At 39.8% G+C, this 14,378-nt stretch carries 13 protein-coding genes; 10 read left to right on the top strand and 3 right to left on the bottom strand.

Features of this window, described 5'->3' with window-relative positions:
* Nucleotides 1–4: 4 nt before the first annotated feature.
* From GARC_RS22775 to GARC_RS27495, 10 genes are all read left to right on the top strand, one after another.
* Nucleotides 5–487: an Hcp family type VI secretion system effector gene (locus GARC_RS22775; protein WP_007624967.1), complete on the top strand. Its 483-nt coding sequence runs from the start codon at nucleotides 5–7 to the stop codon at nucleotides 485–487.
* 81 nt (nucleotides 488–568) lie between these two features.
* Nucleotides 569–1,357 (top strand): type VI secretion system accessory protein TagJ, encoded by a 789-nt coding sequence (locus GARC_RS22770; RefSeq protein ID WP_007624966.1) that lies wholly within the window; start codon nucleotides 569–571, stop codon nucleotides 1,355–1,357.
* A complete protein-coding gene (tssE, locus tag GARC_RS22765; RefSeq protein ID WP_007624965.1) occupies nucleotides 1,357–1,857 on the top strand; it encodes a type VI secretion system baseplate subunit TssE in 501 nt (166 codons plus the stop codon). Before GARC_RS22770 ends, tssE begins: the two co-directional genes overlap by 1 nt.
* Before the next feature lie 6 nt (nucleotides 1,858–1,863).
* Nucleotides 1,864–3,735 (top strand): type VI secretion system baseplate subunit TssF, encoded by a 1,872-nt coding sequence (gene tssF / locus GARC_RS22760; protein ID WP_007624964.1) that lies wholly within the window; start codon nucleotides 1,864–1,866, stop codon nucleotides 3,733–3,735.
* A complete protein-coding gene (gene tssG / locus GARC_RS22755; RefSeq protein WP_007624963.1) occupies nucleotides 3,699–4,715 on the top strand; it encodes a type VI secretion system baseplate subunit TssG in 1,017 nt (338 codons plus the stop codon). The genes tssF and tssG overlap by 37 nt, the downstream gene beginning before the upstream one ends.
* Nucleotides 4,716–4,742: 27 nt before the next feature.
* Nucleotides 4,743–7,475 (top strand): type VI secretion system ATPase TssH, encoded by a 2,733-nt coding sequence (gene tssH, locus GARC_RS22750; RefSeq protein ID WP_007624962.1) that lies wholly within the window; start codon nucleotides 4,743–4,745, stop codon nucleotides 7,473–7,475.
* Nucleotides 7,476–7,647: 172 nt separating this feature from the next.
* Nucleotides 7,648–8,709, top strand: a complete 1,062-nt coding sequence (locus tag GARC_RS22745) for a hypothetical protein (RefSeq protein ID WP_153811012.1) — start codon at nucleotides 7,648–7,650, stop codon at nucleotides 8,707–8,709.
* A gap of 18 nt (nucleotides 8,710–8,727) precedes the next feature.
* Nucleotides 8,728–9,210, top strand: coding sequence for a GNAT family N-acetyltransferase (locus GARC_RS22740; protein ID WP_007624959.1), 483 nt, complete (start codon nucleotides 8,728–8,730; stop codon nucleotides 9,208–9,210).
* Nucleotides 9,211–9,272: 62 nt separating this feature from the next.
* Nucleotides 9,273–10,679 carry a type VI secretion system contractile sheath domain-containing protein gene (locus GARC_RS22735; protein ID WP_007624958.1) on the top strand — a complete coding sequence of 469 codons (1,407 nt, stop codon included), beginning with the start codon at nucleotides 9,273–9,275 and terminating at the stop codon, nucleotides 10,677–10,679.
* Nucleotides 10,672–11,496, top strand: coding sequence for a hypothetical protein (locus GARC_RS27495; protein WP_007624957.1), 825 nt, complete (start codon nucleotides 10,672–10,674; stop codon nucleotides 11,494–11,496). The genes GARC_RS22735 and GARC_RS27495 overlap by 8 nt, the downstream gene beginning before the upstream one ends.
* Before the next feature lie 52 nt (nucleotides 11,497–11,548).
* Here GARC_RS27495 and GARC_RS22725 read toward each other — a convergent pair whose 3' ends face one another.
* The 3 genes from GARC_RS22725 to GARC_RS26105 form a co-directional block, all read right to left on the bottom strand.
* Complete coding sequence (locus GARC_RS22725; protein WP_007624955.1) at nucleotides 11,549–12,046, bottom strand: hypothetical protein; 498 nt, start codon at nucleotides 12,044–12,046, stop codon at nucleotides 11,549–11,551.
* A 131-nt stretch (nucleotides 12,047–12,177) separates the two neighbouring features.
* A complete protein-coding gene (locus GARC_RS22720; protein WP_007624953.1) occupies nucleotides 12,178–13,632 on the bottom strand; it encodes a hypothetical protein in 1,455 nt (484 codons plus the stop codon).
* A gap of 29 nt (nucleotides 13,633–13,661) precedes the next feature.
* The gene (locus GARC_RS26105) at nucleotides 13,662–14,111 is read right to left on the bottom strand and encodes a hypothetical protein (protein WP_007624952.1); all 450 of its coding nucleotides are present in this window, start codon (nucleotides 14,109–14,111) and stop codon (nucleotides 13,662–13,664) included.
* Nucleotides 14,112–14,378: the final 267 nt, after the last annotated feature.

The following is a 14,378-nucleotide window of genomic DNA, read 5'->3' as shown; positions in this document are numbered from 1 at the left end:
TATTATGGCTGTTGACCAGTTTTTAAAATTAGATGGTATAAACGGTGAAGCACAAGATAAAGAAAAGAAAGATGAAATTGATATTTTGGCCTGGAGTTGGGGCATGTCACAAAATGGCACGACTCATATGGGTTCAGGAAGTGGCGCTGGTAAAGTAAATGTTCAAGATATTACCTTTACTAAATATGTTGATTTGGCATCCACTGTATTGATGCAAAAATGTACTTTAGGTGACCATATTAAAGAAGGTACGTTAACCGTTCGTAAGGCCGGTGGCTCACAACTGGAATATATTGTCATTACGATGAAAGATATTATCGTCTCTTCTGTTTCTACAGGTGGATCAGGCGGAGAAGACAGGCTTACTGAAAATGTATCTTTGAATTTTGGTGAATACAAGATTGTTTATACTGAACAAACACCAGATGGTGGTAAAGGTAAACAACCAGAGTTTGCTTATGACATTGCTAAGAATGCTGTAGTGTAATCTTAGATTTATAGAGTCTTAGTTGGCTACTCATTATTTTGAGTAGCCAAATTTCCGCAAGAAACCATAAGAAGACCAACCATGAATGCAGAAAGCCTATTGAAATCTGGAGACTTAGCTTCGTGCAAAATCCAGTTATTCAATGAGATAAAAAAAGATCCAAGTAATTTGCAACTACGCATTTTTTTGTTTCAATTATCGTGCATTAATCGTGACTGGCAACGTGCGGTAACACAGTTAGACGTGCTAAAAGATTTATCAGATTCAACTTTGGCAATGGTGAGCACCTATAAGCAATTGATTGAGTGTGAATTTAGAAGGGAAAAAGTGCTTTCGGGAGATATTCAACCTATTTGTTTTGGAGAGCCTTCAAGCTGGTTGGCAAGTTATGTAGAGGCTTATAAACAATATTGTTTAAATGATATTAAGCAGGCCAATGAATTACTTCAAAACGGTGCTGAACTTGCCCCCGCTATTTCAGGCACGATCGATGATGAGCCATTTGAATGGCTAAGTGATGGAGATGTGAGGTTTGGCCCAGCGATAGAAGTCATGCTAAACGGCGGATATTATTGGTTACCGTTAGAATATATTTCTGAGATTAATTTTGAACCTGTTGATGACCTTCGTGACTTGGTGTGGCGTCCTGCCAATTTGACGTTAAAAAATAAAGGTCAACTCGTGGTATTTATGCCAGTACGTTATCCCATTACGGCACAAACAACTGATGCTCAATTGCTTGCAAGAACATGCGATTGGCAAGAGCCGCTAGAACATTTTTATGTGGGCAGTGGACAGCGAGTATTTATCACCGACAAAGCTGAATATCCGATACTCAATATCAAATCAATTAAACTTCACCACGACTAATGCCTGAACTTTCCCAAAAAGAGCGATTGCAGCTCTCTTTACTTGATCGCCTATCAGATGATGAACCAGAGAAAACCAGCGAAACAAGAGAAAAGCGGGTTATTTCTGTATCGCGATTAAAGGAGTTGGTGCAAAGAGATTTGGCTTGGCTTTTGAATAGTGTAGCGGCATCGGCAAATATGGATTTAACTGGTTATCCAGAAGTAGAAAAATCCACTTTAAATTTCGGCATTATCGATTTGTCTGGTTACGCCAGTATGATATTTAATCCTAAACATATTGAAAGAGAATTGATAAAAAGTATTAAAAATTATGAACCACGTATTATTCCGAAGACCTTAAAAATTAAAATTTCGGTAGCGCAAAAAGAAATGAGTGGTAATACCCTGTCCTTCGAAATTTCAGGGGATCTTTGGGCTCAGCCCTTGCCTTTACAACTGTTTTTAAAAACTGAAGTCGATATAGAAAACGGTAGCGTAACGCTCAATAACTGGAACTAATATAAAATGGAAGCCAAATTCTTAGAGTTTTACAATCAAGAATTAAAATTCATAAGAGAAACCGGCGCTGAGTTTGCTAAAGAATACCCAAAAATTGCCGGGCGTTTAGGTCTTGAAGGTTTTGATTGTTCGGATCCTTATGTTGAGCGTTTGCTCGAGGGTTTTGCTTTCCTTTCTGCTCGTATTCACTTAAAACTGGACGCATCATTTCCTAAATTTACTCAGCATCTAACTGAGCAACTTTTTCCTACTTTCTTACAGCCTTCTCCTTCGATGTTGATTGCTCAATTTAGTCCAGATTTTGAAGAAGGTAGTTTAGCCCAAGGTGTGACTATTCCTCGGCAAACAGCTTTGCATAGCCTGCTCAGCAAAGGTGAACAAACATCTTGCGAATACAGGACATCTCATGAGGTCACTTTGTGGCCAATAAAGCTAACTAAAGCAGAGTATATTAATGCTCAGGAATTAACCTCATATATTACGAAAACATCGTTAAATTATACCCCTAAAAGTGGCGTAATGATTACATTGGAAGCTGCTCCAGGTATGAAGTTTTCTGAAATGTCATTAGACTCTTTGATGCTGCATATACGCGGCACTGAGTCATTCCCACTGTACTTATTTGAAGCTCTATATAAAGGGTATCAAGGGTGTTTATACAAAAGCAGTGGCAATATCTGGCGAACTCAGCAAGCCCCAACTAAAGTGACGCCACACGGCTACGAGAAGGAAGACGCACTGTTACCTTATTGTAATCGTCAATTTGACGGTTTTCGTTTGCTCAAAGAATATTTTTCTTTTGCTAAACGTTACTTGTTTTTGTCTTTAGATAATCTACAAGCAACAGTTAAACAATGTAATGAAGAAAAACTGCAACTATTGTTGTTGCTTGATCACAACGACGTACGTTTAGAAAATTTAGTGTCGGTAGATAATTTTTCACTACATTGTACTCCAGCAATAAATCTATTTCCCAAACGAGCAGAACGAATCAATGTCTCGCGGTTAACCAATGATTTTCATGTTGTGCCAGATAAATTGAGACCACTGGATTTTGAAGTCTGTTCTATTAATAACATTAAGGGATTTACTTCAGGAATTGAACCAACAACGGAATTTCTACCTCTGTATGGTGCTGATGAAAGTCAGGATAAAAAGCGTAGTGCATTTTATACGTTAAGTAGAAACACTCGAAACCTTAATGTGAACCAAAGAAAGTTCGGGCACAGATCAAGTTATATTGGTACAGAGGTATACATATCACTAGTTGATCCAAAAAATGCTCCTGTTGCTGATAATTTACGCCAACTATCGGTTGACACATTATGCTGTAACCGAGATTTGCCATTGATGATGCCTTTGGGGAAAAGTAAGACAGATTTTACTATTGAAACAGGAGCACCTTGCGAATCGGTTCGATGTGTTGGAGAGCCAACCCGACCGAGCTCTCCTTTAAGCGAGGGAAACGTGGCTTGGGATCTTATTCATCAATTATCCATTAATTTTCTAGGTATTAATGACAACGACTCTACCTCGGCACTTACCAAGCTTAAAACTTTGCTTGGTTTAATGATGAATAAAAAAGACCATTCGCAGGTAAAACAAATAGATGGAATTATTGGTTTAAAAACACGTCAAATTACAAGCCGTTTACCTTTCGCAGGACCTATCTGTTTTGGTCGTGGTGTTGCAATCGAGATCACTGTTGATGAATTGGCCTATGAGGGAAATAGCACCTTTATGTTAGGTATGGTGCTTGACCAATTTTTCGCTCAATATGTGAGTATTAATTCTTTTACGCAGCTTGTCCTTAACTCATCTGATCGCGGGGAAATATATCGATGGCCAATTCGAATCGGCTTGCGAAGCTCTATTTAGACGAGTTATCAAAGGATCCTGAGGAACTTTATCAACAAGGTTTTGCCCCCTTATTGAGATACTTGGATGCCAATGCGCCACTTTCCAGTCGCATTGGTTATTCAGTTTCACCTAAGCAAGATTGCGTACGATTTGGGCAAACAGCCTTATTGCATTTTCATTCGTCTGCTTTTACAAATGTCAGATTCGAACCTAAGTCAGGTGACTACAAGCTTAAAAATAGTTATTGGGGCATGCTTGGGATAAATGGACCTTTGCCAAGTCATTTAACTGAATATGCAATTGAAAGAAACTACCGCCTCAAAGATAAAACTTTTACCGAATTTTTAGATGTCTTTAATCATAGGTTTATCTCACTGTTCTATCGAGCTTGGGCTGATGCAGAACCTACAGTCAGCCATGACAGACAAGAGCATGATACCTTCAAAAAAAGGCTCAATGCTTTCTCTGGTGAAGCCAATGTCTATCAAGACACTTTTAACCAAAACCGCAATGTTCACCAGTACTTATCCGGCTTATTTAGCCACAAAAATCGTAGTAGTAATGTATTAAGCCAGTTGTTGTCTGAGTATTTGCAGCTTGAAGTATCAATTGAAGAGTTTCAGGGGCAGTGGTATCAACTAGAACAAAATGAACAAACTCAATTAGGTAAAAATAACGCTTCATTGGGTGTCGATAGCATATGCGGTAAGCGCACTTTTCAACGTAATTTTAATTTTGCGATCAATATTGGCCCGGTAGAATATTCTGAATACATAAGGTTGTTAAATAATAATCAACGGTTAGAAAGTATTGTCGAACTGACCCAAAAATCAGTTGGCCAAGAATACGAGTTTTCAATTAATATTTTATTGAAAGCGCATCAAACACAACCGTGTCAATTAGGCTCTGCAAAACTCGGTATTAATTCATGGTGTCAAGATAAGTCTAGCCACTTAGCGCAGCACGACCCCATTTTAGTCTATAAGAAAGCATGTTAATCACCACTAAATAAGGGAGTAAACACAATGGCTGAAATTAGTCGCGTCAATCTTTTTGGTAAACTTAATCCTATTGGTTATAAAGCGGTAGAAAGTGCAACCGTGTTTTGTAAACTCAGGGGAAACCCCTATGTAGAGTTGGTACATTGGTTCCAACAAATCTTGCAATTACAAGACTCTGACCTACATAAAATTATTAAGCATTTTAATATTGATCCTTCTATTTTAGCCAAAGACATGACCAATACATTAGATTCCTTGCCAAGAGGTGCGAGTTCTATTTCAGATTTATCCAGCCAAATCGAAGACTCTATCGAACGGGCGTGGGTTTATGGCAGTTTGGTCTATGGTGATACCAAAGTCAGAATGGGCTATGTAGTTTTGGGGATGTTGAAAACACGGGAATTAAAAAACTGTTTGCTCAACATGTCAGCAGAGTTTGGAAAAATTAAAATCGAGCAACTAGGTGACGAGTTGTTGGACATAGTCTCTGGTTCGTGCGAAGACAACACCAAAGCTACTGACGGTTCTCATATTGGTGGTGGTGAACCTGGTACCTCTAGTGATGCTATGTCTCCAGCGACTATGGGTAAACAAGAAGCCTTAAATCAATTTACCACTGATTTAACCGAACAAGCGGCTAAAGGGGAGTTAGACCCGATCATTGGCCGTGATGAAGAAATCAGACAACTTATTGATATTTTGATGCGCCGTAGGCAAAACAATCCCATTTTAACTGGGGAAGCCGGAGTCGGAAAAACAGCTGTTGTTGAAGGTTTTGCTCACCGTATCAATAAAGGTGATGTGCCCCCCGCACTTCAAGGCGTTAAGTTACTTTGTTTAGATATAGGTTTATTACAAGCCGGTGCAAGCATGAAAGGCGAGTTTGAAAATCGTCTAAAACAAGTTATAGAAGAAGTTAAATCTTCTACCACACCTATCATCATGTTTATCGATGAAACTCACACTCTTGTAGGAGCAGGTGGTGCAGCAGGAACAGGTGATGCGGCTAACTTATTAAAACCTGCTTTGGCTAGAGGCGAATTACGCACTATAGGGGCTACCACTTGGGCTGAGTACAAAAAACATATTGAAAAAGATCCTGCACTTACCCGCCGTTTCCAAGTAGTAAAAGTCGAAGAGCCAAGCGAAGAAAAAGCCATATTGATGTTACGGAATATCGCTGGCATGTTAGAGAAACATCATAAAGTTGAAATGTTAGACGCTGCTATTGAAGCCGCAGTTAAACTTTCTCATCGATACATTCCTGCGCGGCAGTTACCTGATAAAGCCGTGAGTTTGTTAGATACAGCAGCCGCTCGTGTAGCTGTTAGTCAATTTGCTACGCCAGCGGAATTAGAAGACTGCAAACAGCGTATCGAAAACCTCACTGTGGAACAAAATTTACTGGATAAAGAAGCCGCTATTGGTGTGGTTAATCAAAAGCGTATGGACTCTATAGTAGAATGTTTAATTGCCGAACGTGAAAAAGAACAAGCATTAACCGAAAAATGGCAATCAGAAAAAACCGTAGTAGATGGCGTTCTTGAGGCTAGAAAAACCTTACGTGATTTGATAACCGCGCAAAAATTATCTGAACAACAAGTGGCAGAAGAAGCTCAAAATGATGACGGTACACCGGTTGAAGCCATTGATAACTCAGTGGCTATAGCCGAGGCTAAAGCTGCACTTGAAGCGCAACATCAACAACTTGCCGAACTGCAAGGGGAGACTCCCTTAATACTACCAGCCTGTGATGAACAAGCCGTCGCCTCTGTGGTTGCCGACTGGACAGGTGTGCCAGTAGGTAAAATGGTTAATGACGAAGTCAAAACCGTGCTTAATTTAGCCAATGTCATGAAACAGCGCGTAATTGGTCAAGACCATGGTATGGAGATGATAGCCAAACGTATTCAAACGTCTCGTGCTGGATTAGACAATCCTAATAAACCCATAGGTGTGTTTATGTTATGTGGCCCATCGGGCACAGGTAAAACAGAAACTGCTTTAGCGCTAGCTGAAGCTTTGTATGGCGGTGAACAAAATGTTATCACCATCAATATGAGTGAATTCCAAGAGGCCCACACGGTTTCTACTCTTAAAGGTGCACCTCCAGGTTATGTGGGTTATGGCGAAGGCGGTATATTAACCGAAGCTGTGCGTCGTAAACCTTATTCAGTTGTATTATTAGATGAAGTAGAAAAAGCTCACTCAGATGTACATGAAATTTTCTTCCAAGTTTTCGATAAAGGCGTAATGGAAGATGGTGAAGGTCGCTCGATTGACTTCAAAAACACCTTGATCTTACTCACTTCAAATGTGGGCAGTGATTTGATCATGAACATGTGCAAAGACCCTGAGTTAATGCCAGAGCCAGATGGTATTGCTAAAGCCTTAAGAGAGCCACAATTAGGTGTATTCCCCGCTGCCTTACTCGGGCGCATCGTAACTATCCCTTACTATCCATTATCTGACGATATGATCAAATCAATCACCAAACTACAACTGGATAGAATTAAGCATCGAGTTGAAACAGGTCAGGGTATTGACTTTAATTATGACGATTCAGTGGTTGATTTAGTGGTCAGTCGTTGTACTGAACTGGAAAGTGGTGGACGAATGATCGATTCTATTCTCACCAATACTTTATTGCCGGAGATCAGTAATAAATTTTTAACCCATATGTTGGAAGGCTCCCCAATTAGTAAGGTAGAAGTGACAGCTAAAGATGGTGAGTTTGTTTATGAGTTGAGCCATTAGGCCAGTTAAAGCTCAACTTTAGAGGGCATAACAATGGCTTTTATTAGCTAATGTCCTCCTAAGGTCTGGCTCGCTGTGATTTTGGAATATATACAGGGAGCATGATTTCAGAATGCTCGACCACAGTGTTTGGGCAATAGCCTGTTAACACTTATACATATACGAGGGATGAATGATGGTAACACCGAATGTAAAAGCGGAATATGAGTCGCAATTAGCAGCAAAGGCACTAATAGGTATGCATCGAAGAAAAGCTTTCACGGATTGCTTTTCAGGGACAGATTTACGTAAAAAAGGCTCGTCAATTGCTAAAGATTCTTCCGGTCTAGCAGCAACGGGATTCGAATTTGCCGGTAAAGTTGCAGAAGCTGCGGGTGAGGCTTTGCCTGACGTGGTTGGCGCCATTCCAATTTTTGATGCCATTAATACAGTACTCAAAATTGTTGGCATAGAGCCGGGCGAACGACAAGATTTTGAGATGATGATGGCAGAGGAACTTGCTGTCCTTACGACTAAAGGGCTGTTAGGTATTGCCAGTTTATACACACCTTATATTTCTACTGTTATGGCGGGTAAGGACATGGTTAAGGAATGGGTAAAGGTGGCCACCGAAGGGCATAAAGCTTACACATTGAAACGCACAATAAAGTGCGACATTTTGCCTGGTGATCCACAGGCAGCAGGCAATGCTGTGAAGCAACTCATTGTCAGGAATAGAAACAATTCTGCTCGGCTCGCTACCATCAACACAGTTAAGTTTTCAGTCGATGTTGCCGCTACCGCTGGTGGTTTGGGTGCCGGTGGAGCTGCAGCTGGTCCCATAACTGGTGCCGCTTCAGCTGGGGCCCAGTTGGCTAACTCATTGTTTTTGTTAGGCAGAGATTATCACGAAATGAAACTTGCTAACGCAATGCTAAAAGCTGTAATCCTACCATCTGCTGAAGATTTGTTTGGCGCTTATCCTTTGTTGGGCTGCTATTTGATTGCCGGCGCTGATGATAGTGACCTTTTATATTTCTTTATGGGTGAAATGGGCAAAGCTGGATGGATGGATAAAGTTGAGCAGCAGAAGAAACGTACACTAGGGCCATTACAAAGTGAAGCACGGCAATCAATTGCGGAATCTCGCTTCGAATTGAACGGATTTCACGGTTCAAAAGTTAATATTATTATTCCAAAAAAGAAATCGAAACTGGTGCATATGAAGAGTTGGGCGCAGCGTGTTTTTTGGTAGATTAATAAGGACTACCAAGTGATCCGTAATCCAGTAACTATTGCACCCTTAGTCGAAGAAGATATCGTGGCAGTGCAAGCGTTGACGGTTAAACCATTCCAAGAGATTTTTGCTGGCCCGTCAGTTGATCTACTGGCTGGGCCAGAGGCTGGTTTCAGTGTACATGTGATAAAGAAACAAGGCACAGTTGTTGGTATGTTTCGTGTCGACACACGCTTTCACTTTGGCCTAGCTTTTGCGCTAGCTGACACCCCAGGTATTCGCTCTTTTATCATCGATAAGAATAAACAAGGCCAAGGTTTAGGCACAGAAGCATCTCGCATGATGCCGTCCTATCTGCGGGGCATCATTCCAATGGCACGAGGTGTTTATATGCTGGTGAATGTCAATAATCAAGGTGCCTATAAATCTTGCTTTAGTGGAGGCTGGGCTGATACCGGAGAGAAATATACCCTTGGGCATACTGGACCACAACATATCTTATGGATGCCACTGCGATAATAGAATATAGGGTGATTTGTAGCCTATAGTAAATTTATTAGATTACTTTTTTGGAGTATAAAATGTCAGCTCGACTCGATTTCGAATATGGATTTAGCAGTAATAATGCTCAGCCTATTGAGCCAGAAAACCCCATGAGAGTGTATTTTTTAGGGGGGTTTAGCGGTGCTCATGGGGCGATTGAAAACAACTCAGTCAACAAAATAGTAAAAATCGATATAGATAACTTTGATGATGTAATGACTAAGTTGTGTCCTTTTGTGTATTTACCTTCGGGACAGCTACTTACTTTTAACGAGCTTGAAGACTTTCATCCCGATAGTTTATTTGATGATCGTATTTTCAAAAATTTACGCCGCTTAAAAAAAGAGTTAGGCAATTCAGCTACAGCTGAGAAAGCCGCCCAAGAGATAATCACTAGTTTTCAGATAGGCGGGGAGTTAGAATCACAGCCACAAACAAGTGATGCTCAAAGCTCCGCTAAAACCGCTGATTCAGAAAACAGTGATGATATGTTTGAACGACTTTTAGGTCAAAAACAGTCATCGCCTATCCCAACAACTACCACTCAAACTAAAGGCAATATAGATAACTTTTTGGCTAACATCTTGAGCCCACATATCATTAAAGACACAAAACCTGAACATCAGAGTTTGATGGTGTTTATTGATAGTGCTTTAGAAGAGTTAATGAATTCAATAATACATGCTAAGGAATTTCAGGCCTTAGAGTCGGCTTGGCGATCTGTCAGGGATGTCATCTTTAATGAAGAGTACGATGATGAAAATCAACTCTTTTATATTATCAATACTGATAGTGAAGCACTTAAAAATGCAGTCGCAGGTGATCCCACTTTAGTGACTAAATTGGGTCAACATATAAAAGATAGCGATCTTGAAACTTATGACGTAATCATTGGTAATTATCAGTTTTCAGCTGACAACGAAGATATCACTGGGTTAAATTACCTAGCTAGTGTAGCCGAGTCACTTAAATGTCAGTTTGTCAGTGCAGCAGGTGATGGTCTTATTAATGCAGCTGAAGGATCCCTTTGGCAACAATTTCGTCAGACACCCCAAGCTAACCATGTGGCACTTACCTATCCCCGAATATTGCTGCGTATTCCTTATGGTGAAAAGCATGAAGAGGTCGATGCCTTTGCCTTTGAAGAGTTTCGACATGAACATCAACACCATCAATTGTTGTGGGGTAACTCGGCTTTTGCCTGTGCACGGCTATTAATTCGAAAGTATCATGGCAAAGTATCATTTGATGCCCATATCACTGAACTTCCCGCTTTTGTTTATACTGAAGGTGATGAACAAAAGTTACATGCTTGCGGCGAATATTTATTATCAGAACAACAGCTTATAGATATTCGAAAACAAGGGATAAGTCCCTTTGCCAGCTTTAGGAATAAAAACAGTATTCGTTTATTTGGTGATGAAATTAAGGCGGTAAATGCCTAATAAAAATGAGTCTTCAGTTTTGCCTAATCATCAGTGCCTTAATTGCAAAGAGGCACTAACTTATATTGAGCATGCTCGAAGCCTCTATTGTCAAAAACCTCTTTGTCAGCGTGCCAAGGTACAAGATTATTTAGTTGATAATAAAAAGCGCTTAACCGCCGAACTCATTATCGAACTTGAAGAATATATACAAAGTGCTCCTAATCAAAAATTACCTAAAGGATTAGGTAATGAATTAGATGAAACATCTCCAGTAGTGGCTTTGTTACCAGCAAATACCAAGCAACTAACAAACTTAAGTCAGAAAAGGCAACTCGAATTTCTGCGTCATCTCGGCCTTATATATAAGGATGTTGAAGCAAATAATCCAACTGCTAATAGAGTTTACTTAGAACACCTCAATCCACCTTTACAAGACGATGAAGCCCAACTGTTGGGAAATGCATGTGCTACCTGTATGGGCTCCTGCTGTAAGCATGGACAAACTCATGCTTTTGTCGATTACCCTTCGTTAAAACACTTGTTAGCATCTCAATTAACTGATCTGTCTGAACAAGAACTGCTAGACCTATATAGTGATTATTTTCCTAAGCAAAGTTATCAATACTCTTGCGTGTTTCACGGAGAAAAAGGCTGCGCCTTACCAAGGGAGCTTCGTTCTTTTACCTGTAATAATTTTCTATGTGATGGAGTGCTTAAATATCGCAATGAGGTTAAGTACGCAAATTCGTCACTTACTTTTGCGGCAGCTGTCGATAATGACAAAATTATGTTCACAAGTATTTACAATAATGCGAATTTCACTCGAGTAAAATAAAATTGTTAAGTAATTAACTATTGGATTACGCAAGAATGGTAACTACCCATATTTATTTATTACTATGTACTTTTACTTCGACTATATTCGATTTGATTTTTCCTATTTGCACTAGGACTTTGTAAGTTGCCTCTTCAATTGGCAAGTTTACATAATGAGTTAAGTTTGGATTAAAATAAGCTGAGAGTAATTGCCCTTCGAGATCCTGAGGCCGCAGTTCAGGCTCATCAAATGGCATGGGTTCTTCTGTACCCGCATCTTCATCGATCAGCTCCCCTCGATAAACCTGCTCAGTTTCGACATTCATGGCAAATAGTTGAATAATTGGATCTTTGCTCAGTTCAACCAAGCTTAATTGATAAAACCCACAAATAGGGATGACTGTAAAACTTCCGTCTTGAGCGGGCTCCGCTTCGTTGTACTCAACATCGGTTGGCGCATTAATGGCAATGCCAATAAAGTCAGAATGAGCACTAACATCTGGTGAACAAAGGTTTTGTGTATCTGAGTTCAGTTCAATATCTTTAAAATCTGCATTGTTAATTGCCACGATATGGCTCCTTGGTGTTGAATGTGCCTGACAAGAGGACAGTGCTGCTAAACTAATGAATATACATAGGCAATGAATAATAATGCGCATTTTTGTGAGTTTTTCTGTTAGCAACTTTGGGTTCATAATACTTACAGCGCCGACCAACCGGAATTGATATCTTGTTTTTTAGCGGCCACTGCACAATGTTCACAAAACGCTGAATGGCTATTGGTTGAGCCATACATCACACAATCAGACAGGGCTGCATCTGCTGATGCATCATAGCGAGCTTGACCTGTTGGGATACCATGATGACAGTGAGTACCCACATGGCCTTTACTGGAATCATAAAAAGTGTCTGTTTTGTCCGGAAGATTACCGGTTCCACCTGGCACCATACCAATTTTGTGACCCATCTCATGAATGATGACTTCGTTTTGTTGTGCAGAAGTTTTGTTTTTCCACCAAGCTTTAGTACAAACACATATAAGGTTGCTGCCACCAAAAGATAAACCAGCACGCATTCTGTCAACCCAAGCCACCTTTAGGGATATTTTTCCTGTGCCGCGGGGTAATTTGCTAACATCAATTTCCACCTGAGAGCTAGCGTCAGGATTAGCAGCATTAACCGGTATTGCAGTGCAATACTTTTCATCTATAACAGTTACCGCACCACTGCTAGTATCTTCAAACGTGCAGCTTTCAAACCAACTTTCACCAGTAACGATTTTCTGCCAAAGATACTTGGTTGTTATTGTTGGGTTAGTTTTACCCGGGCCAGCAATATTTATAATGATAGATGAACTCCCTGGACCTACAGCAACATTTACTTTCGATAATTGTCTACCACTGGTCTTTACTGCTAAGTGGCTTGTATAGCCAACAACTAGCGTAAATGGTTCTTTCTTTTTACCGTCTGAACTTTGGTAGGCGGTCTTTACTGCACTTTTATAACTTGCAGAATCATTGGCGCCAATATTTTCCATTTCGGGCATGGTTTCTGCGGATAATGTCTCAACAATAAAGCCCTGTTTTTTGTATTCTTTTTCAACTGTACTGATAGAGCTTGCTGCAGATTTTCCAGCATCACCGGTCATTTTTACTTCTTGTACAAAAAATTTACGCAAGGTCTTGAGTTTTTTAGTTTCAAGACTTGTACCTAGAGTATCTTTTACCTCAAAATGAAAGGTGTTCTTTCCACCGACGCTAAGAAAAGCATCGCTGATAACCAGCTCCCCGGAGCTTTCTGTTTGATAGGTTTTTTCTTCTTCGATAAATTTGAATAGACTGTTTCTGTTTTTTTCATCGTCGCTATAGACAACATTAGCGCCGTCCGGTATCGCTTTAAGGGTGAATTCACTGACGCCGGGTAAATCAAATTTCACATAAATTTTCGGCTTATATCCTAAGCGCCCCAAGCTAGTAACTGACTTATTGTCAACCCACTTATTGTTTCGGTCCAAGTTAACAAATTGCGAACTATTCTTAGGTAAAAATTTATCTTCTGCACCGTCTAACAATTCAACTTGTATGAGTTTTGCTTTTTTAACTACGAAGTTGTGCGCTTTTCCCGATGCACATTCGAAGCTTTTTTTGGCTGTCATTGTTTTGCTTCCTTGAGGATCATCTATTGCTACTTTGCAGAAACGCTATCGTCTTCTAAATTTGGAAAACGTACCTTACATGGACCCGCTTCAAAACCCTCTACCTTAGCAGTTCCATCTATATCTAAGGTTCCTTTGGAAACACTACCGTCTGGTAACTCAATTTCAAATTTTTCCCCTACAACAGCATTGCCATTCTCATCTGCCAGTTTGATAGCAATATGAGTGGTTTCTTTTTCTTTATCTTTTTTGTCTTTGTTTGTATTTTTATCAGAATTTTTGGCATCTTCAGATGAAGAACTAGCCTCTTTGGGCTTAAAAGCGGCAATTTTAGTTTGTCCATATTTGCCTTTTTTTGCATCAATTTGTTTTGCTTTAACTTTTGCCACCTTACCTGGATTGGCGTCATCAGCCACAAATGCCTCTTCCGGTTTGGTTGGTTTTACCGCTTCAATTTTTTTTCCGCTTTTAGCTTTCATACTTAATAAGTGTCAGTTGTAAAATTAGTTCGAAAAACTTAAAAAAAGATAGAATAAATCATACTCTTTTTTAGTACCTAAATTTCTATAAAATTAGTTTAAATCTAGCGATATTGTCATAATAAACAGTCCCTTGAGTGACGTAAATATCTTTTAAAACAAAATAATTATCATTGCAGCTAGTACCTTACTACATTATGCACAACTGCTTTAGGATGAAATACAATCCCATTCCAATAAATGTACAAATAGTGGGCTTGGATAGCC

This window comes from Paraglaciecola arctica BSs20135, from assembly GCF_000314995.1.
In the GTDB taxonomy this organism is placed as follows: domain Bacteria; phylum Pseudomonadota; class Gammaproteobacteria; order Enterobacterales; family Alteromonadaceae; genus Paraglaciecola; species Paraglaciecola arctica.
This window is presented reverse-complemented; position numbering and strand designations above follow the sequence as displayed.

What these genes read in the sequence shown, in the direction of transcription:
- GARC_RS22775 (WP_007624967.1), top strand. Translation starts at nt 5, where the DNA reads ATGGCTGTTGACCAGTTTTTAAAATTAGATGGTATAAACGGTGAAGCA.
- GARC_RS22770 (WP_007624966.1), top strand. Translation starts at nt 569, where the DNA reads ATGAATGCAGAAAGCCTATTGAAATCTGGAGACTTAGCTTCGTGCAAA.
- tssE (WP_007624965.1), top strand. Translation starts at nt 1,357, where the DNA reads ATGCCTGAACTTTCCCAAAAAGAGCGATTGCAGCTCTCTTTACTTGAT.
- tssF (WP_007624964.1), top strand. Translation starts at nt 1,864, where the DNA reads ATGGAAGCCAAATTCTTAGAGTTTTACAATCAAGAATTAAAATTCATA.
- tssG (WP_007624963.1), top strand. Translation starts at nt 3,699, where the DNA reads ATGGCCAATTCGAATCGGCTTGCGAAGCTCTATTTAGACGAGTTATCA.
- tssH (WP_007624962.1), top strand. Translation starts at nt 4,743, where the DNA reads ATGGCTGAAATTAGTCGCGTCAATCTTTTTGGTAAACTTAATCCTATT.
- GARC_RS22745 (WP_153811012.1), top strand. Translation starts at nt 7,648, where the DNA reads ATGATGGTAACACCGAATGTAAAAGCGGAATATGAGTCGCAATTAGCA.
- GARC_RS22735 (WP_007624958.1), top strand. Translation starts at nt 9,273, where the DNA reads ATGTCAGCTCGACTCGATTTCGAATATGGATTTAGCAGTAATAATGCT.
- GARC_RS27495 (WP_007624957.1), top strand. Translation starts at nt 10,672, where the DNA reads ATGCCTAATAAAAATGAGTCTTCAGTTTTGCCTAATCATCAGTGCCTT.
- GARC_RS22720 (WP_007624953.1), bottom strand. Translation starts at nt 13,632, where the DNA reads ATGACAGCCAAAAAAAGCTTCGAATGTGCATCGGGAAAAGCGCACAAC.
- GARC_RS26105 (WP_007624952.1), bottom strand. Translation starts at nt 14,111, where the DNA reads ATGAAAGCTAAAAGCGGAAAAAAAATTGAAGCGGTAAAACCAACCAAA.